This is a genomic window from Catenisphaera adipataccumulans (assembly GCF_014202755.1).
Taxonomy (GTDB): Bacteria; Bacillota_I; Bacilli_A; order Erysipelotrichales; family Erysipelotrichaceae; genus Catenisphaera; species Catenisphaera adipataccumulans.
Genome location: NZ_JACHHK010000002.1, coordinates 168,134 through 191,217, shown reverse-complemented (window position 1 = coordinate 191,217; position 23,084 = coordinate 168,134). Strand labels below are relative to the sequence as shown.

General features: G+C 43.7%; 15 protein-coding genes. 3 read left to right on the top strand and 12 right to left on the bottom strand.

Annotation, left to right across the window (positions count from 1 at the left end; translation table 11 throughout):
• Positions 1-27 precede the first annotated feature (27 nt).
• The 10 genes from HNQ47_RS02965 to HNQ47_RS02920 form a co-directional block, all read right to left on the bottom strand.
• Positions 28-2,409 carry a LuxR C-terminal-related transcriptional regulator gene (locus HNQ47_RS02965; protein WP_183327396.1) on the bottom strand — a complete coding sequence of 794 codons (2,382 nt, stop codon included), beginning with the start codon at positions 2,407-2,409 and terminating at the stop codon, positions 28-30.
• Positions 2,410-2,430: 21 nt separating this feature from the next.
• Complete coding sequence (locus HNQ47_RS02960; protein ID WP_183327394.1) at positions 2,431-3,210, bottom strand: mannose/fructose/sorbose family PTS transporter subunit IIC; 780 nt, start codon at positions 3,208-3,210, stop codon at positions 2,431-2,433.
• 16 nt (positions 3,211-3,226) lie between these two features.
• A complete protein-coding gene (locus HNQ47_RS02955; RefSeq protein ID WP_183327392.1) occupies positions 3,227-3,769 on the bottom strand; it encodes an SOS response-associated peptidase in 543 nt (180 codons plus the stop codon).
• A 1-nt stretch (position 3,770) separates the two neighbouring features.
• Positions 3,771-4,295: a tRNA (mnm(5)s(2)U34)-methyltransferase gene (locus HNQ47_RS02950; protein ID WP_183327390.1), complete on the bottom strand. Its 525-nt coding sequence runs from the start codon at positions 4,293-4,295 to the stop codon at positions 3,771-3,773.
• Positions 4,292-4,822, bottom strand: a complete 531-nt coding sequence (locus HNQ47_RS02945; RefSeq protein ID WP_183327388.1) for a macro domain-containing protein — start codon at positions 4,820-4,822, stop codon at positions 4,292-4,294. The genes HNQ47_RS02950 and HNQ47_RS02945 overlap by 4 nt, the downstream gene beginning before the upstream one ends.
• Positions 4,819-5,718, bottom strand: a complete 900-nt coding sequence (gene rmuC, locus HNQ47_RS02940) for a DNA recombination protein RmuC (protein ID WP_183327386.1) — start codon at positions 5,716-5,718, stop codon at positions 4,819-4,821. Before rmuC ends, HNQ47_RS02945 begins: the two co-directional genes overlap by 4 nt.
• Before the next feature lie 54 nt (positions 5,719-5,772).
• The gene (locus tag HNQ47_RS02935; RefSeq protein ID WP_183327384.1) at positions 5,773-8,505 is read right to left on the bottom strand and encodes a DUF7601 domain-containing protein; all 2,733 of its coding nucleotides are present in this window, start codon (positions 8,503-8,505) and stop codon (positions 5,773-5,775) included.
• Positions 8,506-8,680: 175 nt separating this feature from the next.
• Positions 8,681-10,003, bottom strand: coding sequence for a CCA tRNA nucleotidyltransferase (locus tag HNQ47_RS02930; protein WP_183327382.1), 1,323 nt, complete (start codon positions 10,001-10,003; stop codon positions 8,681-8,683).
• Positions 10,004-10,057: 54 nt separating this feature from the next.
• On the bottom strand, positions 10,058-12,769 hold the full coding sequence (locus HNQ47_RS02925) for a DUF7601 domain-containing protein (protein WP_183327380.1): 2,712 nt from the start codon (positions 12,767-12,769) through the stop codon (positions 10,058-10,060).
• A gap of 162 nt (positions 12,770-12,931) precedes the next feature.
• Positions 12,932-15,700, bottom strand: a complete 2,769-nt coding sequence (locus HNQ47_RS02920; RefSeq protein WP_183327378.1) for a DUF7601 domain-containing protein — start codon at positions 15,698-15,700, stop codon at positions 12,932-12,934.
• Between the two features lie 246 nt (positions 15,701-15,946).
• On the opposite strand from HNQ47_RS02920, the gene HNQ47_RS02915 reads away from it, so the two are divergent.
• Genes HNQ47_RS02915 through HNQ47_RS02905 form a run of 3 tightly spaced genes read left to right on the top strand, consistent with a single transcriptional unit; the run spans position 15,947 to position 17,163 of the window.
• The gene (locus tag HNQ47_RS02915) at positions 15,947-16,342 is read left to right on the top strand and encodes an Hsp20/alpha crystallin family protein (protein ID WP_183327376.1); all 396 of its coding nucleotides are present in this window, start codon (positions 15,947-15,949) and stop codon (positions 16,340-16,342) included.
• A gap of 13 nt (positions 16,343-16,355) precedes the next feature.
• On the top strand, positions 16,356-16,748 hold the full coding sequence (locus HNQ47_RS02910) for an Hsp20/alpha crystallin family protein (protein WP_183327374.1): 393 nt from the start codon (positions 16,356-16,358) through the stop codon (positions 16,746-16,748).
• A 13-nt stretch (positions 16,749-16,761) separates the two neighbouring features.
• Positions 16,762-17,163, top strand: a complete 402-nt coding sequence (locus HNQ47_RS02905) for an Hsp20/alpha crystallin family protein (RefSeq protein WP_183327372.1) — start codon at positions 16,762-16,764, stop codon at positions 17,161-17,163.
• 128 nt (positions 17,164-17,291) lie between these two features.
• Here HNQ47_RS02905 and HNQ47_RS02900 read toward each other — a convergent pair whose 3' ends face one another.
• Together HNQ47_RS02900 and HNQ47_RS02895 are read right to left on the bottom strand one after the other, a co-directional pair.
• Positions 17,292-20,015: a DUF7601 domain-containing protein gene (locus tag HNQ47_RS02900; RefSeq protein WP_183327369.1), complete on the bottom strand. Its 2,724-nt coding sequence runs from the start codon at positions 20,013-20,015 to the stop codon at positions 17,292-17,294.
• 186 nt (positions 20,016-20,201) lie between these two features.
• Positions 20,202-22,892, bottom strand: coding sequence for a DUF7601 domain-containing protein (locus HNQ47_RS02895; RefSeq protein WP_183327367.1), 2,691 nt, complete (start codon positions 22,890-22,892; stop codon positions 20,202-20,204).
• Positions 22,893-23,084: the final 192 nt, after the last annotated feature.

Genomic DNA, 23,084 nt, shown 5'->3' with positions numbered 1-23,084 from the left:
ATGCAGATACATTCGTATCTGCATTTTTTATTGATTTTCATTGAGATCCAATAAATGATATTGTTCCGCGGCTTCTCTGGCAGCGGTTCGGTTTTTCACCTGCAGCTTCTGCATGATGTGATAGACATGGGTCTTGACCGTTGATAACTGGACGTTCAGAAGATCGGCAATTTCTTGATTGCGCATGCCTTGGCAGACCAGGCGCAGGACGTTTTGTTCCATCGGTGTCAGGTGGATCTTTGGCTGTGCTTTCGGTGATTCCATAAAGTGCGGATAATGGACCGCATACTTGCGGGCATTTTCTTTTACCGCATCATAGAATGACTTTCTGCCTTTCCACTTCAGTTCCTCCAGCAGCGGTACGACGGCAGTGCCGTACCGGCCGATCACCGCAACCAGCTGATAGGGTTCCGCTGCTTCCAGCGCATCGCTGAGATTCTGTCTCCATAGGGTGTTGTTCCAGCGATACCGGGCAATGGCCATCAAAGTAAGGATCTGGATCCGATCGATGGTCCGGTCACCGTTTTCCGCAAATTGGTAAACCTGCGCTAAAAGGATCAGCGCCTCGTCGATCTTTCCTAAGGTGATCTGAATCATGGCTTTGGTTAGATATTGGAAACGATAGAGTGTTTTAAAACTTGTCAGGCTGTCCGGTGAAGTTTTCAGCCAGCTTTTGGCTGCTTCGATCTCATTGTGATATAAGTACAGCTGACAGCGCAGAGCTTTCAGATTGCCCATATAGACCTTCAGACCGCGTTCATGGAAATCATCATATACGTTCTGCATCAGATTCAGGGCACCGACAATATCGCCTTTGGCGATCTGAGAACGGATCAAGATCCCGATGGTCGCAAATTCGATGTCCGGCCGGTCCTGCCGCTGCATTTCATGCATGGTCGATATGCCCATAAGCAGACGGTCCGAAATATCTTCGCCGCATTCCAGACGATATTCACACTGCAGGACCCGGATCAATTCAAAGCCATGCTTTCCGAAGACCCGGTCAAAATACGCTTTTTTATCTTCCCCGATAGACATCAGTTCCTCCAGCAGCGGGCATAAATCTTTGGAGCCGCTTAAAAAACCTGGCTGCAGGCCGGTCAGACTGAAGACCGGCATCTCCTGTCCGGTTCCCTTGGCATAGGCAGCCGCACGCAGGGCGCCGTTGACCAAATCTTTATGATTGTGCTGCGGCAAAGCAAAGTCTAAATAATAAAGGCAGCGGCCGGCTTCGATCCGTTCCTGATCGTCGGGATCGAGGCGGTGCTCATATTTAACCAGTGCCTGATACCAGTAGCTGCCGCGTTCGTAATCGCCGTCCAGCGACTCCAACATGCTCATACTGCAGATGAGTTTTGCGTTATTTTTGATCGTTTCTTCCGGCAGCTGCCGATAATATTTTAATAGATCATAGTAATAACCAAAATCCGGGCGCTGTCCGGAATATTTGATCAACAATTCAGAAATCATCTGGGTATTATGAATCTTTTCATAGCACTTCAGCGCATTCAGATAATCGCCCTGCAGTTCAAAGCACAAAGCAGCCCGATAGTAAATTTCCTTGATTTCTTCCTGTGTACATTCTTGGTACATGATCCAATGCAGAAAGTCACGGAACGGCTCCAACAGCCGGTACTCGTCCACGTCCTTGAACACGAACATGCTCGTTTCCCGGAAGATGCGGTTGATGTATGCCCGTACATCGGTATCCGGGCAGACGATGTGCGCCATTTCGGCGCTGAATGATTCAAACGGGACCAGGCGCAGTAAGAAGGTCCGCATGTTCCGGTCAAAACGTCGGAAAACTTCTTTATTGATATAGGCATAGGCATCCTGATAGATCTGCATGCGTGCTTCTCCGGAAAAATGGCCCGTTTCGCGCAGGCGGCCCATATCCAATGTGACGGCGGCCGGCCAGCCGTTGGCTTCCTTGTACATCCGGTCAATATCTGTCTGCGAGATATGCAGACCATAGTCGGTGATACACTTACCGAAGTCATCACGGTCGAGAATAAAAATCTGTGGTTCAAACTGGGCCAGTGTATTACTCATTTGATACGGGATCAAAAAGTCGGGCAGTGCCCCGCGGCTGAGGAACAAGAAATGCACCTCCGGATTGGTTTTGATCATCGCATCGATGGCAGGAACCGCATTCTGATTTTCCAGATCTTGCAGATCATCGATGATCACGGCTTCAATTCCCGGTGCCAGCGGCGTCAGCAGGCTGCGCGGCTGACGGCAGCTGCGATAGCTGACGTTTTTCTTTTTCAGAAGCATTTTGGCGGAAACCGTTTTTCCGTATCCGCACGGAGCCTGAAAAAAGAGGATCTGATAGTCATCCCAGACGGTATCGAACCGTTTTTGTACTTGTTTCGCAATAACGATATGATTTGTTTTTTCTTTGGCCATGGAAGCTCCTCGCTTTCTGGTTTATTTCAAGATCGAATCCAGTGATTCGCCATGTTCATCTGTTTTCTTCAGGCTCACAAATAAGAGTGCCAGTGCCAGGCCGATGATGCTCAAGCCGATCAGCGTAAAATCAAGGCCGGCCAGCACAAAGCCCAGCACGAAAAACGGCCAGGTTTCTTTGGAGGCCATCGTATTGATGAGCAGCGCAAAGCCAACGGCTGCTAAGAAACCGACACTGACCGCAATGCCTTCGGTCAGCCACTGCGGCAGTGCATGGATCAGTGCGGCAAAGCCGGAGGCCGGGATCAGGCACAAGATCAATGCCGGGATGGCAACACGCATGCCCTGCATCAAGATCGCACGGCGCTGCAGCTGTTCAATGCGTTTGAAATCCGCCCGCTCTGCGGCCGCGTCCATATTTTTCACGATCCCGATGGCTTTGTTCCGGCAGTAGGAAGTTTCGTAAACGCCGATCACACTGAGCGGAATAGCCAGCGCAATGGCCGTATAAAAGGAAGCTTCTGCCGGTGCACCGCCGGCCAGTCCTTTCGAAAGGATCACCGCGCCTAACACACCGGCCAGCGCGGCATCCGGGCCTACGGCAGCACCGATGTTGGCCCAGCCCAATGCGATCATCTGCAGGCTGCCGCCTAACAGAATGCCTTCGCGCAGGTATCCGGTCGCCAGACCGATCAATGTACAGGCGACCAGCGGCTGATGGAACTGGAATTCATCCAGCACACCTTCGATGCCTGCCAGCAGCGCAAACAACACAATCAAAACGATCGTTAAAACAGACATATCTCTCGTTCCTTTCTTAAAACAAAGCTTGTTGGTGGTAAGGCCGGTCGATTTCAAAGCCCGGCTTTTCAGATTGTATGATTTCCTGATAATTGTCTTCGAACCAGTCCTGAATCTGCGCTTCGCGCAGGACCACAGGCATCCGATCATGCACCGGTGCGACCGAGTCATTCGGCGCCTGCGTGAGGATCACAAAACGATCTCCGCTGACCGCTCCGCCTAAATACATTCGTTCCTCCGGGCGGTAGAAAGTGACTTTCTGATGGGCGGCATCCCATTCATAGAACGCATCTGCGACGACCAGACAGCGCCGCCGGGCCAGACTGTCTTTGAACAGTTTCTTTTCACTTGCGGTTTCACTGCGCGCATTGATGATGCGTTTGCCGTACAGATCGAATCCCCATTCTTTTTCACAAGAAAAAATCTCTTTGTCTTTCATCAAGAGCAGGGCCCGATTGCCTGGGTACACGTTGCCCGTCGTGTAGTTCCGGCCGCGGAAGGGGAACCGATGACGGATCCAGACTGCGTTTTCTTTGGTTAAATGAAATTGTCCGCACATATTATCGCCTCTTTTCGATGCCGATCCAATACGGCGCATCCGGATGAAAGGATCGGACCTTCACGATCTGAAACTGATCGAGCGGCCAGGTATGAAGCATGGTTTCGATGGTTTCAGCCTCTGCTCTTCCCTGCGGATGCGGATAGAAGACCAGGGCCATGCGTCCTTTTAGGCGCAGCCGATCGGCCGCTTTTCTGACCGCGATCCGGCTGGTTTCCGGTTGGGTCATGATCGCCGGATCATGTCCGGGACAATAGCCGAAGTTAAAGATCACGGCATCAACAGGTTCTTCGATCTCATCGATGTATTCATGCGAATGACACCGGCCGATGACCCTCTGATCAAATTGCCGCATGGTCGTCTGAAAGACATCTTCCTGAATTTCATAGGCATAGACTTTACGGGCGCCGCAGGCCAGAAAGAAAGCCGTATCCCGACCGGTTCCCAGCGTAGCATCGATGCAGACTGCCTGCGCATGGAGCACCGGTCTGAGAAAGGCGTGCGACTGCTCCACGGCGGATCTCATCGACTCCTCAGCTCCTTCTTATAGACCAGGTAGCTCTGTTCATCGTCACAGATGAATGAAACCTGGACGGCCTGGGTGTCCGGATATTCCCGCTGGATGCGGTTGACGGCATCTACCGCGATCCGGCAGGCTTCCTCCCGCGGAAAGTGGTATGGATAAGTCGGCAGGTCCGGAAAGGCGATGTGCACTTTTTCCATGTGATTGTGTTCCATAAATTCATAGGCCATGCACATGGTATTCCAGTAGCACGCTTCCAGATAGATGTCTTCGTTGTGTTCGCCGTCAATATAGTGCGGCACGGCCATATGGATGACGGCCAGCGAAGGCAGACGAAAACCCAGCGTCATTTTGGCATGCCCAACAGCACAGCCATCCAAATTGCGGCAGTGCATGCTCATTTCATAGCCTGCTTCCCGAAATATTTTTCGGCTGACTGAATTGACATCAGCAGTCAGTGTCTCATCATTGGGATCGACGATGATGTCAAAATCCAGCCCGGTGAGATTGCCTTTCATGGTTGTGATCATTCGTCTGTTTCTCCTTCCGCAAGTGCATGCATGCGGCCGGCGATCTTACCGGCAGAGACGGATACTTTATGAAAGTGCTCCGTCAGCGCACGCAATGATTTTTCTGCCTTTTCGCTGCGTTCACACAAGCGATCTGCATCTTCCAGCAGGGCAAGAATGTTTTTCTCGATTTCTTTCATATGTTCGGCACGGTAGAAATCCCGCGTTGATTCCATCAGTGTATAAAGGACGCCGACCAGGGTCGTCGGTGAGGTCAGCAGCACGTGGCTGGTCAGCGCCTCATTGAGCAGATCGGTCGCCTCAGAACAGATATATTGGTAAACAGCCTCGCTGGGAATAAACAACAAGGCTTGGTCCGCGGTCTGCGGGGTGATGTATTTTTCCGCAACGTCGTGGATATGTTTTTTTACATTTCGCGCAAATTCTTTTTCATTGCCTTTCTCAAAGTTCTCCATCGGAAACTTCGCATCGATGCACAACACCTTTGAACTGTCGGGCAGATGCAGAGCAACATCCGCGATCTTCCCGTTGGCCAGATGATACTGGGTTTCATAGATTTGCTTCTGATGCCCGACATATACATCCAGCAGCATGTTCAGCTGATACTCGCCCCAGCTGCCGCGGGATTTCGTATTGGTCATCACGCGATTCATGCGCTGAATATCTTCGTACACGCGGTCGGTCGTCTGGGAAGCAGCCGCCTGTTCCCGGCGCATTGAAACGACCTGATTGGATAAGTTCATGAGCATTTTCTCTTCGCTTTCCTGGCGGTCACGGGTTTCCTGATGGGTCATGCCCATTTGGATCTGGCGTTCGTTCTGCGTCCGGAGCATTCCGATCAGCAGGATCAGGCAGACCATAATGATAACTAAGATGATCAAAATGACAATTTCCATGAAAACATTATACCATAGAAAAAACGGCATCGAGTTATCGATGCCGTGTACTTCTTACGCACGTTGTTTGTGCAGGATCACGATACTTGCCAGGGCAAGCACCATCCACATGCCGGTCTGTGTCATCATGCCGGTCTGTACGCCTGTGCTTCTTGTTTCCTCTACGTTCTCTTCTTTTGATTCTTCCGGTCGTTCCGGTTCTTCATACTCATTTGTAAACGTATAGGCATTCTTGTTTTCTTCGATATCTTCCAGGCTCGTGTAGGATTCAATGACGCCTCTCAGCATATCACTGAGGATCCTGTTTCCGTTCTTGTCGATCGTAACGAAGTAGCCGTTATGATCGGTTTCTCTTAACGTGAAGTGCGTATCGAACGGAACAATAATGCGGATGGTCTGACCATTCTTCAATTTGAATGTTGCCACACCGTTCTTGAAGTTGACCGCAACGTTCTGGACTGTACCGTTTTCATGCAGTTCGGCATTGTAGGTCGTGCCGTTGAATGGTCCTGCCAAAGATGCATCATCCAGTTTCAGTTCAAAATTGAACTCTTGATCTGTGTTGATTCCTTTGACTTCTTTTGTGATATCCAGTGACGGAATGATCACGGTGTACCAGAATTCTTCGGAATTGTCTTCTGTCTGGATAACGTCTTTTGTGGACGGATCCTGTAAATGGGTCCAGGCAAAATGACCGAACAGTAATTGATGGAAATCATAATCTGTTGAATCCAATACTGAATACAGATCATTCATTGTATAGGCATCATCTGCAGAAGCAGCGGCCATTGCGCGGAACATTCTGACCGCGCGTCGGGCTGATTTAAAAGAACCTTCGTCGTCCCAGTCTGCGTCCGCATCTTCGAAGCCGCCGCCCGGATTCGGTTTCGCACCAACAGGATGTGTCGGCCCAACTAATAATTCATAACTTTTCGTATAATCCAAAGACCCAGAGACCTTAGCTCTCACGGTAAATGGTTTTCCGACCTCTGCCAAATCAGACACACGCACGCCTGAAATGACCGCAGTCAGTTTACTGCCGATCATCGAGTTTAAAAGTTTCAGAACGGATGCATACCATTCCTCTAAATCATCTTTACTTTCATCGAAATCCTGAATGATTTGATCCGGCGATAAATAAGCTGTAAACTTTAACTCCCTAAGATTCGCATTGTAAGTTGTTTCAGATGGATCGATTTGCCATAAAGGCGATCCATTCGGATTTTCCTGGATCAACTGAACATTCTTCAGTGTATCTTCATTAACAATCAAATCATAGTTTCCGTTTGCGTCTTTGTCTTTTGGCAACGTGAACGTAAATGTAATCGTTGGGTGGAATAGTTTGTTTTCCTCATCATTACTAAAAGCCCAATAAATTAACTGAGACAGAGTTATATGAAGTTTTTCCGCCTGTTCCAGAGCTTTATCCGAATATTTGGCATCCGGATTGTTGTGTAATGCAATACCTTGATACAGTTTGAGCAGCATTTCTCTTTCGGTAGAAAGATCAATATTGATATTGTAAGTGATTTGATCTCCGCGAATTACGCCAGTAATTGTTTCGTTTTCTGAATTAGAACGAACTGTGGTTTTACCGTTTTGGTCTGTTGTTTTGATCTCGGCGTTCATATCTGCATTTGATGCATCGGTACGGTCATTTTTTGTGGTATTGTCTTCTACGACAAACTCCGCAACATCTCGCGGGTTGTGGAATAAAATTTCGTACTTCTGCCCATCAATCTCAAATTTGCATAAAGCTTCCTGTCTAAATTCAATATTCAGTTTACCTCTGTAATTTGGATTGAAATGAAACCACGGGAAAAAGACAGACTCTAGAAATCTTGAGCCAAATTTATTAACCTGTGTCATTTCTCCAATCCTGCAAGTTTTCGAACCGGCACTATCCTGATAATAGTTATTTACAGCAGTAAATATCAAATGATCCGCCGCAATATCTAAATCTGTTTCGTTTTTGCTTGGTACATGGATATATTCATTATATATCTCATAATGAAAACTACTTTTGTCCACTTGATTCCAATCGTCTGAATCCATCCCATGTTCTTGCGGACGATCAATGAAGTCGACTGGATTTCCATTTTCATCATAAAAATATATTTTGATTCTATAATCAAGAATAAAATTTTTTATCAATGTATCTTTTGTCCAGTTTTTTCCATGCTGCTGTCCCCACAAAAGAATTTCATCTGGCACCTCTAAAGCAAAACCAGAATTTGGAATGAATAAATTGTTGTAAAGTTTCGGATCATCACCCGCTGGAACAATATAGGCAATAATATTTTTCGATTTTGCCAGGACACCAAAATCCCCATAACGATAATATGAGGAATACAGTAAATCATTGCGGATATTTTGCTGACTGACTGAATCTTTACTCTTGTAACCTATATAAACAAATCCACGACTTTTTTCGGTGCTGTAAACTTGATCACCTTTTTCAACAGTTTGGCTCTCTGCAGCTGCTTGTTCAGTAACCGGTTGTTCTGTAGCATCATTCGCTGCCGCAGTCTTACTCGTCTCTGCATCATTGATAGCTGTCGATGTACTGGTTTTTGCTGCAGGAGCTTTCTGCTCCGTTTCTGAAACAGCTTTCGTCTGTGCATCCTGCTGTGCTGTACTGTCGGTTTCCTGATTCAGAACAACGGCCGGATCATCAACGGACTGGGTCTCCTCGGCAAATGCTGCAACACGGAAACAGAAGAAACAAACCACAAGACAGAAGAACAACACCATCCACCTTAAAACAGAATTACGCTTTACTAACATCGTTACACCTCCCTTCTCTCTTTGACCCTCTCTATAGGTCAAATCTATTATACCATCTATTTTTTATATAACATCAATACTACTTCTTTTTTACATATTATTAATAATCATAAAAAAATCAGCACATTGGTGCTGATTTTACAAAGTCTTACGGTCTCTTCAAGAAAAAACATAATTAAGAGGATAGTTTCCATGGATCCTGCTCGATATACGGCAATAAAAATTCCCGATTGTTTTGATCTGGATGATAGAAACAATATTCCAGGCAGTTCTGCAGGACATTGCGGATCTCTTTGCCTTGAAATCCGGCACGGCTGACGTCACTGCCGTCGATGGCCAGTTCCTGTAATGTCATCGGCCTTTGTTCCAAGCATTCTTGGTATACTTCTTTCAGCCGGTCAAGCAGGCGGAGACTGCGCCGTCCGAATTCAGAATGCGCCATCAAATCGCAGCGCTTCACTTCCAGCAGCTGCTGCATTCTTTCATCGTCCCATTGGTACTGGACCCGAAAACGGAAGACCACGCCTAATGGGTCTTTCATTTTAACATCGTGGTAACGCACAAGCAACGGGATCACTTCCTGCTGTCTGCGGGTACATTTGAGATCCCGGCAGATTCGTTTAGCAATCTGTGCACTGACAAGCGGATGACCTTTAAAATGGTCGATGCCGTCTACTGTCGTCTTACATGCGGGCTTGCCTAGATCGTGACATAACAAAGTCAATGCCAATGTCTCATCAAAAGGGTTGAGGTATGTAACGGATGCAAGAATATGATGAAGCACATTGGCATTGTGCCAAGGCGTATTCTGTTCACACGCTTTGCACGTCTCCAATTCTGGCATCCAATTTGACAATAACTTTGTCATATTTTCAATTTCATAGGCATTATATCGCAGAATCTTAAACAGTTCTTCACGAATGCGTTCCACAGACACATAACAGATCGTATTTGCGCATTCTTCGATGGCCTTTGCGGTTTCTTCTTCAATGGTAAAATCCAGCTGAGCGGCAAAACGATGCGCGCGCATCAAGCGCAGGGCATCTTCCTCAAAACGCTGCCGCGGATCTCCCACACAGCGGATCTGCTTCTTTTTCAAGTCTTCCTGACCGCCGAACGGATCGATCAGACCGCTTTGCGGATGATACGCCATAGCGTTCACCGTAAAATCCCTGCGGGCAAGATCTTCTTTCAGATTTGAAACAAACGCAACATGGTCCGGATGGCGATGATCATGGTATTGTGATTCTGTGCGGAACGTTGTCACTTCTACAGGCTGTTCACTTAATACAGTTACAGTGCCATGCTTGATGCCGGTCGGTGCTGTATGGTCAAACAGATTGATGATCTGTTCCGGACGGGCATCGGTCGTAACGTCATAATCATGAGGTTTTTTCCCCAATAAAGCATCCCGTACACTGCCGCCGACCACATATGCCTGATACCCAGCTGTGTTCAATTGTTTAATAATGGATCGTATGTACTGCGGTAATTCCATGGAAACATTATACCATAGAAAAAACGGCATCGAGTTATCGATGCCGTGTACTTCTTACGCACGTTGTTTGTGCAGGATCACGATACTTGCCAGGGCAAGCAGCATCCACATGCCGGTCTGTGTCATCATACCGGTTTGTACGCCTGTGCTTTTTGTTTCCTCTACGTTCTCTTCTTTTGATTCTTCCGGTCGTTCCGGTTCTTCATACTCATTTGTAAACGTATAGGCATTCTTGTTTGCTTCGATATCTTCCAGGCTTGTGTAGGATTCAATGACGCCTCTCAGCGTATCACTGAGGATCCTGTTTCCGTTCTTGTCGATCGTAACAAAGTAGCCGTTATGATCGGTTTCTCTTAATGTGAAGTGCGTATCGAACGGAACAATAATGCGGATGGTCTGACCATTCTTCAATTTGAATGTTGCCACACCGTTCTTGAAGTTGACCGCAACGTTTTTGACTGTGCCGTTTTCGTGCAGTTCGGCATTGTAGGTCGTACCGTTGAACGGTCCTGCCAAAGATGCATCATCCAGTTTCAGTTCGAAATTGAATTCCTGATCTGTGTTGATTCCTTTGACTTCTTTCGTGATATCCAGTGACGGAATGATCACGGTGTACCAGAATTCTTCGGAATTGTCTTCTGTCTGGATAACGTCTTTTGTGGACGGATCCTGTAAATGGGTCCAGGCAAAATGACCAAACAGCAGCTGATGCAGATCATAATCAGAAACATTCAATGGCTGATATAAACTTTCCTGTTCTGAAGCAGAAGCCATCGCACGGAATACCTTTGCTGCGCGGCGGGCTGATTGATAGGAAACTTCATCGTCCCAGCCTGCATCTTCATCTTCGAAGCCGCCGCTCGGATTCGGTTTCGCACCTGATACGGGTTGACCAATAAGCGATAGTTCAAAGCCATTCTTATAATCCAATGATCCGGAAACTTTCGCTTTCACGGTAAATGGTTTTCCGACTTCTGCCAAGTCAGACACACGTACGCCGGAAATGACTGCAGTCAATTGGTCACCGATCATCGAATCCAATAAAGCCTGCGCTTTTTCCTGATCGAAATGTGGTACTTTTTTCTTGACTCCGTTCTCTTCGATTTCAATAAAATCCTGAACGATTTGATCCGGTGATATATAAGCGACAAAAGTCAGTTCCCGTTTCTCTGCATCATATTTTGTCTGGGACGGATCCAGACACCATAACGGTGTTCCATCTTCTTGGATCAGCTGTACATTCTTCAGTGCCTCTTCATCAACGATCAGATCATAGTTACCGTTTGCATCCTTGTCATCCGGCAATGTGAATGTAAACGTGATAGATGGATAAAAGGCAGTATACTCAGTATTTGGCGTATCAAGACGGTAAGAAAAAATATACGGCATAGGCAGAGCGATATTGTTTTCTTTGGCAATTTGCCGAATTTCATCCGAATAATTTCCATCAAAATTGCAATATAGAGCAATGCCTTGATACAATTTCTGCAACATCTCTCTTTCCAAAGAAAGATCGATATTGATCTTATAAGTGATCTGATCTCCGCGAACTACGCCGGTAATCGTTTCGTTCTCTGAATTAGAGCGAATCGTGGTTTTCCCATTTTGATCCTTTGTCTTGATCTCGGCATTCATATCCGCATCGGATTTTGTGTTTTCTTTTCCGGTTGGGATTCCGTCTTCAACGACAAATTGTGTGACATCTTTCGGATTATGGATCAGAATTTCATATTTCTGTCCGTCGATTTCAAAGGTACATAACACTTCCTGTCTGTATTCCACATTCAATAAGCCTCTGAAAGGTTTGCCATTGTAAGATGGATTGAAATGAACAAGTGACGGTTCCTGTATAAAACCAAAACTGGATAAATATTGTATTGGACAGCTCATAAAGCCGTTTTCATCCGCCAACGACCAGTAATTATTCTCAGCTGTGAATATCACGCTATTCTTTGTTGTGTCAAATTTTCTGTCCGATGTCAGAGTAAAATAACCATATGTCCAATAATTAATATACGGCTTTGCGTAAGGAATTGAAAAGTCGAAAAAATCGATCGGATTTCCATTTTCATCATAAAAATACAGTCCAGTCTTCAAATCAAATGTAAAATCCTTTACCAATGTTTCATTTGTCCAATTTTTTCCATGCTCCTGTCCCCATTTAAGAATTTCAGATGTTAAATCCAATTCTAATTCGGAATATGGGGTAGTGAAAGCATTGTAATCTTCCGGGCTCTCACCCTCTGGAACAGCATAGACAAGAATGTTATTCGATTTAGTAAAAACATAAACATTTCCTTGTTTATAGTATGAATAATACAAAAACATATCGAATAATTGTTGTTTACTAACTGCGTCTTTACTTGCATAACCTAAATAGACATATCCGAAACTGTTTTTCGTGTCGTAAACACGGTCACCTTTTTCAACATTCTCAGTTTCTGTCGCTTCTGCCGTATCTGATTCCTCTGTGGTATCATTCGCAGTTTCAGTATCAGCCGCCGCAGTATCAATCGTATCTGCATCACTGGCTTCTGTAGATGTACTGGTTTTTGCTGTCGAAACATTCTGCTCCGTTTCTGAAACAGCCTCCGTCTGTGCATCCTGCTGTGCTGTATTGTCTGTTTCTTGATTTAAAACAACAGCCGGATCATCGGCAGACTGTGTCTCTTCGGCAAACGTTGTCACCCGGAAACAGAAGAAACAAGCCGCAAGACAGAAAAACAACGCGATCCACCTCAAAACAGAATTACGCTTTACTTGCATAATTTCACCTCCCTCTATTTTTTGACCCTCTCTATGGATCATTTTTATTATAACACCATAATTTTTATAATATTTTAAAAATAATATGATGTTCCTTTACAAATCTTCTCAATATTTCTTCCATAGAAAAAACGGCATCGAATCATCGATGCCGTGTACTTCTTACGCACGTTGTTTGTGCAGGATCACGATACTTGCCAGGGCAAGCACCATCCACATGCCGGTCTGTGTCATCACACCGGTCTGTACGCCTGTGCTTCTTGTTTCCTCTACGTTCTCTTCTTTTGATTCTTCCGGTCGTTCCGGTTCTTCATACTCATTTGTAAACGTATAGGCATTCTTGTTTGCTTCGATATCTTCCAGGCTTGTGTAGGATTCAATGACGCCGCTTAACGTATCACTGAGGATCCTGTTTCCGTTCTTGTCGATCGTAACAAAGTAGCCGTTATGATCGGTTTCTCTTAATGTGAAGTGCGTATCGAACGGAACAATAATGCGGATGGTCTGACCATTTTTCAATTTGAATGTTGCCACACCATTCTTGAAGTTGACCGCAACGTTTTTGACTGTGCCGTTTTCATGCAGTTCAGCATTGTAGGTCGTGCCGTTGAACGGTCCTGCCATAGCTGCATCATCCAGTTTCAGTTCAAAATTGAACTCTTGATCTGTGTTGATCCCTTCGACTTCTTTCGTGATATCCAGCGACGGAATGATCACGGTGTACCAGAATTCTTCAGAGTTGTCTTCTGATTGGATAACGTCTTTTGTGGACGGATCCTGTAAATGGGTCCAGGCAAAATGACCAAACAACAGCTGACTCAGGTCATAATCAGAAATATTCAATGGCTGATATAAACTTTCCTGTTCTGAAGCAGCAGCCATCGCACGGAATACCTTGGCAGCACGGCGGGCAGATTGATAGGAAACATCCTCATCCCAGCCTGCGTCTTCATCTTCAAAGTCTCCGCCCGGATTCGGTTTTGCACCTAAAGGTGCTGACTGACCAATAATCGATTCCCTAAAACCATTCATATAATTCAATGATCCGGAAACTTTCGCTTCCACGGTCAATGGTTTTCCTACTTCTGCTAAGTCAGATACACGCACGCCGGAAATGACTGCGGTCAATTGATCACCGATCATCGAATCCAATAAAGCCATTGCTTTTTCTTGATCGAAATATGGTACCTTCTCTGTTTTCTGGGTATCTTCATTTTCTTTTTTGATAAAATCCTGAACGATTTGATCCGGTGATATAAAAGCGACAAAAGTCAGTTCCCGTTTCTCTGCATTGTATTCCGTCTGGGACGGATCCAGCCGCCATAAAGGATTCGAATCCTTCGGATATGGATATTTCTTGTTAGAGTTATTTGTCTGAATCAACTGAACATTCTTCAATGCATCTTCATCAACGATCAGATCATAGTTGCCGTTGGCATCCTTGTCATCCGGTAATGTGAATGTAAACTTAATGGACGGATAAAATTCAGTAAAATCCTCAGTCTTTGACAAATCACGGAAAGTATTCATATACAGATTAGGCAGAGCGATGTTGTGTTCTTTGGCAATTTGCTTAACTTCATCCAAATAATCTCCACCAAGATTGTAGCAATATAGAGTAATGCCTTGATACAATTTCTGCAGCATCTCTCTTTCCAAAGAAAGATCGATATCGATCTTGTAAGTGATTTGATCTCCGCGAACTACGCCGGTAATCGTTTTGTTCTCTGAATTAGAGCGAATCGTGATTTTGCCATTTTTATCCGTTGTTTTGATCTCGGCATTCATATCCGCATCTGAGGTTTTGTCTTCTTTTCCGGTTGGGATTCCGTCTTCAACGACAAATTGTGAGACATCTTTCGGATTATGAATCAAAATTTCATATTTCTGTCCATCGATCTCAAATTTGCATAATATTTCCTGTCTGGCTTCCACATTCAGTAAACCTCTGAAAGGTTTGCCATTATAAGTCGGATTAAAATTAACAAACGATGTGCCTTGTATAAACTCAAGTCCGTTTAGATATTGTAATGGGCAGTTCATTAAGCCGTTTTCATCAGCCAGCGACCAGTAATTATTTTCGGCCGTAAATACCAAATGATCTCCTGTTTTGTCAAATTTGCGGTCTTCATGTGGTGTCAGATTATAAGAACTATTTGTCCAATAACCAACATATGGCTCCTGCTGTGCATCAGGCAGTGATAAGTCGAAAAAATCGATCGGATTTCCATTTTCATCATAAAAATACAGTCCAGTCTTCAAATCAAATGTAAAATCCTTTACCAATGTTTCCATTGTCCAGTTTTTTCCATGCTCCTGTCCCCATTTAAGAATTTCAGATGTTAAATCCAGTCTTAATCCAGAATATGGGGGAGCGAAAAGATTGTAAACTTCCGGGCTCTCACCCTCTGGGACAGCATAGACAAGAATGTTATTCGATTTAGTAAAAACATAAACATTTCCTTGTTTGTAACATGAAGAATACAATAAATAATCAGCTAATCTTTGCTTACTAACTGTGTCTGTATTCATATAACCTATAAAGACAAATCCGAAACTGTTTTCCGTATCGTAAACACGGTCACCTTTTTCAACATTCTCAGTTTCTGCTGCTTTCGCCGTATCTGATTCCTCTGTGGTATCATTCGCAGTTTCAGTATCAGCCGCCGCAGTATCAATCGTTTCTGCATCACTGACTTCTGTAGATGTACTGGTTTCGGCTGTCGGAACATTCTGCTCCTTTTCTGAAACAGCCTCCGTCTGTTCATCCCGCTGTGTTGTATTGTCTGTTTCCTGATTCAGGACAACAGCCGGATCATCTACAGACTGTGTTTCCTCGGCAAATGCAGCCATCCGGAAACAGAAGAAACAAGCCGCAAGACAGAAAAACAATGCGATCCACCTTAAAACAGAATTACGCTTTACTAACATAGTTACACCTCCCTTCTTCTCTTTGACCCCTCTCTATGGATCATAAATATTATATCATATAAATGTATTGTTTATATATATCTTTTTAAGATTCGGCATTATATTTAAATTTAATTTTCCATCATAACATACCAATAAAAAAATCTTTTAAAAAAAATTAGCACTTAAGTGTTGACACTGCTAAAAAGTGTGCTATAGTATTAGCAGATGAAAGGTAAGAGTGCTAATCATCTAGGAGGTGTTAATATGTTATATCCAGAATTAAATCACTTTGATTTGTTTGATGACTTATTTACGCAGCCAAGAGGTTTCATGAAAACCGATATCACGGAAAAAGACGGAAATTATCTTTTGAACATGGAAATGCCGGGCTATCAGAAAGAAGATGTAAAGATTTCTCTGGACGATGGCTATCTGACCATATCTGCTACGCATAAACAGAACAACGATGAAAAAGACGAAAACGGCAAGCTCCTTCGCAAGGAACGTTATGAAGGCAGCTGCTCAAGAAGCTTCTACATCGGCGATGGTTACAAGCAGGAAGATATCAAGGCAGTCTTTGACAACGGCGAACTGAAGATCACTTTGCCAAGTAAAGTTGAAAAGGTTGAAGAACCGAAACAGTATATCGAAATTGAATAAAGGAGGAATTCATATGATGTATTATCCAGATCATTTTCATTTATTTGATGACTTTTTCTCGACAGACTCGAATCTGTTAAGAACTGATATCCATGAGAAAGACGGTAACTATGTATTGAACATGGAAGTACCAGGCTACCGCAAAGAAGACATTCAGATCGAACTGAAAGACGGTTATTTGAACATCACCGCCAACAAGTCTTCTGATTCTTCAGAAAAGGATGATCAAGGACGCGTTGTTCGTAAGGAACGCTACTCCGGCACTTGCTCGAGAAGCTTCTATATCGGCGACGGCTACAAACAAAGCGATATCAAGGCTTCGTTTGACAACGGTGAATTGAAGATTACGTTACCGACACAGGCAGCAAAAGTAGAAGATCAGAAGCAATACATTGCGATTGAATAAAGGAGGCAATATTATGAGATACTATCCGGGATTTGGATTTTTCAACGATTTATTTAATGACTATGTCAGCCCATCCAACGGCATGTTAAAGACAGATATTCGTGAGAAAGACGGCAACTATGAACTGAACATGGAAATGCCGGGCTTTAAAAAAGAAGATGTCAAAATCGAACTGAATGACGGTACATTGACCGTCACGGCAACACGCAACAGTCATAACGATGAATCGGATGACAAAGGACGTGTGATCCGCAAAGAGCGTTATGAAGGAACGTTCTCGAGAAGCTTCTACATTGGTGATCGCTATAAACAAAGCGACATCAAAGCTTCGTTCGACAACGGTGAATTGAAGATCACGCTGCCGACAGAAGCACAGAAGATCGAACAGACGAAACAGTATATTTCCATCGAGTAATTTTCTAATCTCTTCCTTTCCTAATATGCAGAGAAAGCGCCGACCCAACGGCGCTTTTTCTGTTTATGAAATGTTTTGAAAGATCGATCATTTAAAAACGGCATCGAATCATCGATGCCGTGTACTTCTTACGCACGTTGTTTGTGCAGGATCACGATACTTGCCAGGGCAAGCACCATCCACATGCCGGTCTGTGTCATCACACCGGTCTGTACGCCTGTGCTTCTTGTTTCCTCTACGTTTGCTTCTTTTGGTTCTTCCGGTTGTTCCGGTTCTTCATACTCATTTGTAAACGTATAGGCATTCTTGTTTGCTTCGATATCTTCCAGGCTTGTGTAGGATTCAATGATACCACTTAACGTATCACTGAAGATCCTGTTTCCGTTCTTGTCGATCGTAACAAAGTAGCCGTTATGATCGGTCTCTCTTAACGTGAAGTGCGTATCGAACGGAACAATAATGCGGATGGTCTGACCATTCTTCAATTTGAATGTTGCCACACCGTTCTTGAAGTTGACCGCAATGTTTTGAACTGTACCATTTTCATGCAGTTCGGCATTGTAGGTCGTGCCGTTGAACGGTCCTGCCATAGCTGCATCATCCAGTTTCAGTTCAAAATTGAATTCCTGATCTGTGTTGATCCCTTCGACTTCTTTCGTGATATCCAGCGACGGAATGATCACGGTGTACCAGAATTCTTCAGAGTTGTCTTCTGATTGAATAACGTCTTTTGTGGACGGATCCTGTAAATGGGTCCAGGCAAAATGACCAAACAGCAATTGATGCAGATCATAATCAGAAACATTCAGTGGTGAATAAAGATCATCTTCTGTATAAGTGCCTTCTGCGGAAGCTGCAGCCACTGCACAAAGCATTCTGACTGCGCGGCGGGCTGATTGATAGGAAACATCCTCGTCCCAGCCTGCATCTGCATCTTCAAAGTCTCCGCCCGGGTTCGGTTTTGCAGCAGGAGCAGGAGGATCAGCAAGAATTATAAGATAATCATTTATATAGTCCAAAGACCCAGAGACCTTCGCTTTTACAGTGAACGGTTTTCCCACTTCTGCCAAGTCAGACACACGCACGCCGGAAATGACAGCGGTCAATTTACTGTCGATCATTGAATTTATCAATGTCAACACTTTTTCATGCTCAAGATAAAATATTTTATCATCACCAATTTTAATAAAATCCTGAACAATTTCATCTGGTGATAAATAAGCAGTAAAAGTCAATATCCGGTTTACTGCATCATATTGCGTCTTGGACGGATCCAGCTGCCATAAAGGCGAACCGTTTGGGTTTTCCTGGATCAGCTGAACATTCTTTAATGCGTCTTCATCAACGATCAAATCATAATTACCATTTGCATCCTTATCCTTCGGTAATGTGAACGTAAATGTAATTGTCGGATAAAATTCAATCGCTTTCCTGTTCGGCTGACCGCTTATATACAGCCAAGGTAAAACCATTCGGTGATCCTCAAAAAACTGCTGAACTTCTTCGGAAAACTCGGCATCAAACGCGTACTCTAAAGCTATGCCTTGATACAGCTTAAACAACATTTCTCTTTCCGCAGACAGATCGAGATCGATCTTATAGGTGATCTGATCGCCGCGGACCACGCCGGTAATCGTTTCATTCTCTGAATCGGAACGAATCGTAGTTGTACCGTCTTGATCCGTCGTCTTGATTTCGGCGCGCATGTCCGCATCTGAAGTATTCATTTCTTCACTTTTTACAGTTCCGTCCTCAACAATAAACTGCTCAACATCTTTCGGATTATGAATTAAAATTTCATACTTCTGGCCGTCAATCTCAAACTTACAGGTGAATTGATGGATCAATTCAACATTTAATATGCCTCTGTAATTTGGATCAAAATGAATTCCTGCAGGATTCGCTTCAGCAGATATGTACGGCAGATCGTCCAGTGAACATGTTAATAGATCTTCTCCGTTCTTCCGCAATGAATTATTGTTGAGTTCGACGGCGATGTGATCCGCTTCTCTATCTACAGACTGATCTTCATTTCGCCGCCAGTCATTCCAGTCAAATGAATTCAGGAAATAAAAGTCGATCCATGGTTCTCCCGAATCATACGGATTTGTGACATAATACGGTAATGAAAGATCGATGAAGTTGACTGGTTTTCCATTTTCGTCATAAAAGTAAGCCCCAGCTTTAAAGTCAAAAGAAAAGTTTTTTATCAATGTTTCCTTTGTCCAGTTTTTTCCATGTTCCTGTCCCCATTTCAGAATTTCCTCTGTAAGATCAAGATGTAACGTACTATCGGTTGAAAGAAAAACATTGTAATTTTTTGCATCCTTACCTTGCGGAACGATATATGCAATAATATTTTTCGATTTTGCCGCGACAATTGTATTTCCGGACACATAGTATGAGGCACTCAAATAATAATCAATCAAACGCTGCTCACTGTCTGGATCTACATTCACATAGCCCAGTCGATTTGATCCAGAGCTGATTTCTGTGTTATAGACATGATCACCTTTTTCAACTGTTTCAGTTTCTGCGACAGATGCTGTCGTTATTGGAGTGGACGCTTTTTTCACTCCTGTTTCCTCTGAAACTGCCGCCTTGTCAGAGTCATTCGTTTCCGCAGTTTCATTTATAGTTGATAACGAACTGCTTTCTGTTTCTTGAATGCTTTTTTCTTTTTGTGTACTCTGCTGTACTGCATTGTCTGTTTCCTGATCCAAAACAACGGTCGGATCATCAGCAGACTGTGTCTCCTCGGCGAATGCTGTCATACGGAAACAGAAGAAACAAGCCGCAAGACAGAAAAACAACGCGATCCACCTCAAAACAGAATTACGCTTTAATTGCATAATTTCACCTCCCCTCTATTTTTTGACCCTCTCTATGGATCATTTCCATTATATCATCTATGATTTCTATATCTTTATTAATATTTTTTTTATTTATGTTTGCTTAATCGATCTCAGTCAATCACATTTTCTTCCTTGTATGTTTCAATAAAAAAACGGCATCGATAATTCGATGCCGTGTACTTCTTACGCACGTTGTTTGTGCAGGATCACGATACTTGCCAGGGCAAGCACCATCCACATGCCGGTCTGTGTCATCACACCGGTCTGTACGCCTGTGCTTCTTGTTTCCTCTACGTTTTCTTCTTGCTGTTCTTCTTTCGATTCTTCTTTTAGTTCTTCCGGTTGCTCCGGTTCTTCATACTCATTTGTAAACGTATAGGCATTCTTGTTTTCTTCGATCTCTTCCAGGCTTGTGTAGGATTCAATGACGCCTTTCAGCGTATCACTGAGGATCCTGTTTCCGTTCTTGTCGATCGTAACAAAATAGCCGTTATGATCGGTCTCTTGTAATGTGAAGTGCGTATCGAACGGAACAATAATGCGGATGGTCTGACCATTCTTCAATTTGAACGTTGCCGTTCCATTATTAAAGCTGACCGCAATGTTTTGAACTGTACCGTTTTCATGCAGTTCGGCATTGTAGGTCGTACCGTTGAACGGTCCTGCCATAGCTGCATCATCCAGTTTCAGTTCAAAATTGAACTCCTGATCTGTGTTGATCCCTTCGACTTCTTTTGTGATATCCAGTGACGGAATGATCACGGTATACCAGAATTCTTCGGAATTGTCTTCTGTCTGGATAACGTCTTTTGTGGACGGATCCTGTAAATGGGTCCAGGCAAAATGACCGAACAGCAATTGATGCAGATCGTAATCAGAAACATTCAGTGGTGAATAAAGATCATCTTCTGTATAAGTGCCTTCTGCGGAAGCTGCAGCCACTGCACGAAGCATTCTGACTGCGCGGCGGGCTGATTGATAGGAAACATCCTCGTCCCAGCCTGCATCTGCATCTTCAAAGTCTCCGCCTGGATTTGGTTTCGCACCTGGCACTCCGTGGTCCGAAATCTCCATTACATAACTGTTTTTATAATCCAAGGAACCAGAAACCTTTGCCTTTACGGTAAATGGTTTTCCAATTTCTGCCAAGTCAGACACACGCACGCCGGAAATGACCGCCGTCAAATGATCACCGATCATCGAATTCAATAAAGCCAGTGCTTTCTCATGATCAAATTGCGGGACCATATCTCTTGTATTTATTTTTTCGGCAAAACTCTGAGCAATTTGGTCCGGCGACAAATAGGCATAAAATTTCAATTCTCTTGATTTAGGATCATATTTTGTCATGGACGGATCCAGCCGCCATAAAGGCGTTCCATCTTTCTGGATCAGCTGGACATTTTTCAGCGCCTCTTCATCAACGATCAAATCATAGTTACCATTGCCGTCCTTGTCCTTTGGCAATGTGAATGTAAACTCAATGATCGGATAAAATGGCTTATAATCAGAATCCTCGATCCAACTTGGGCAAAACCGACTGAGTGACAAACCGTGATCATCCACGAATTGCTTCGCTGCATCAGAATAATCAAATGAAAAATGATTCTGCAAAGCAATGCCCTGATACAGTTTTAACAACATTTCTGTTTCTGTAGACAAATCAATATTGATCATATAAGTGATCTGATCGCCGCGAACCACACCAGTAATTGTTTTATTCTCTGAACTGGAATGAACCGTGGTATTACCATTGTGATCTGTTGTCTTGATCTCGGCGTTCATATCAGCATCCGATGATTCAGATTTGTTATTTTTCGTGATGCCATCATCAACGACGAACTTCGCAACATCTTCCGGATTATGGATCAAGATTTCATACTTCTGTCCATCGACCTCAAAGATACATAGTACTTCCTGCTTATATTCAACATTCAGTATACCTCTGTAATTTGGATCAAAATGCATCAATCCTGCACCTTGTATCATATCCAGCCTAGGTAAATTGCTGAAAGGACAAATCCGTTCATCACTTTCATCATTGAACGGCCAGTAATTATTTCTGACTGTAAATATTACGTGATCTGCTGTTATATCGGATTTAATATCTTTCGGTTTTTCGATATTATTGATCCAGTAATTAAATAATATCGATTCCGAATTATACAACAAAAAATTGACTGGCTCACCGTTTTCGTTATAAAAATAAGTTGCAGTCTTCAAATCAAAAGTAAAATTCTTTATCAGAGTATTCTTCGTCCAGTCTTTTCCGTGCTGTTGACCCCACTTTAGAATTTCATCTTGTAAGTACAAGCGCATAACGCTATATGGCGTTAAGAAAATGTTGTAATCATTAGGGTTCGTACCTTCTGCCGGTGTATAAGCAAGAATATTTTTCGATTTTGCAATGACACCCATGTCTCCATTTTTGTAAATCGAGTAATACAACAGGAAGTCGAGTAAAGTTTGCTGACTAACCGCGTCTTTATTTTCATAACCCAAATGATTAAATCCAAAGCTGTTTTCCGTATCGTAAACATGGTCGCCTTTTTCAACAGTCTCAGTGTCTGTTGTTTCCACTGTGCCCGATTCTTCTGTGCTATCATTCGCTGCTGCGGTCTCGCTCGTTTCTGCATCACTAGATTCTATTGTTGTATTTTCTGCTGCCGGAACATTCTGCTCCGTTTCTGCAACAGCCTCCGTCTGGACGCTTTGCTGAGCTGTGTTGTCAGTTTCTTGATTTAAAACAACAGCCGGATCATCGACGGGCTGGATCTCCTCGGCAAACGCTGTCATCCGAAAACAGAAGAAACAAGCAGTCAAACAAAAAAACAACGCGATCCACTTTAAAACAGAATTATGCTTTACTAACATTGTTACACCTCCCTTCTCCTTTTTGACCCCCTCTATAGGCCACTTCCATTATATCATCCATCGTATTTATCTCATTATATTTATATATTTTATATTTCTTTTCACTTAAGTAATTTGATTTTATATATAGATGACATATTCAAACATAGACAGTCTATAAAAATAGAAACACAAAAAATTTTTCTTCATGAT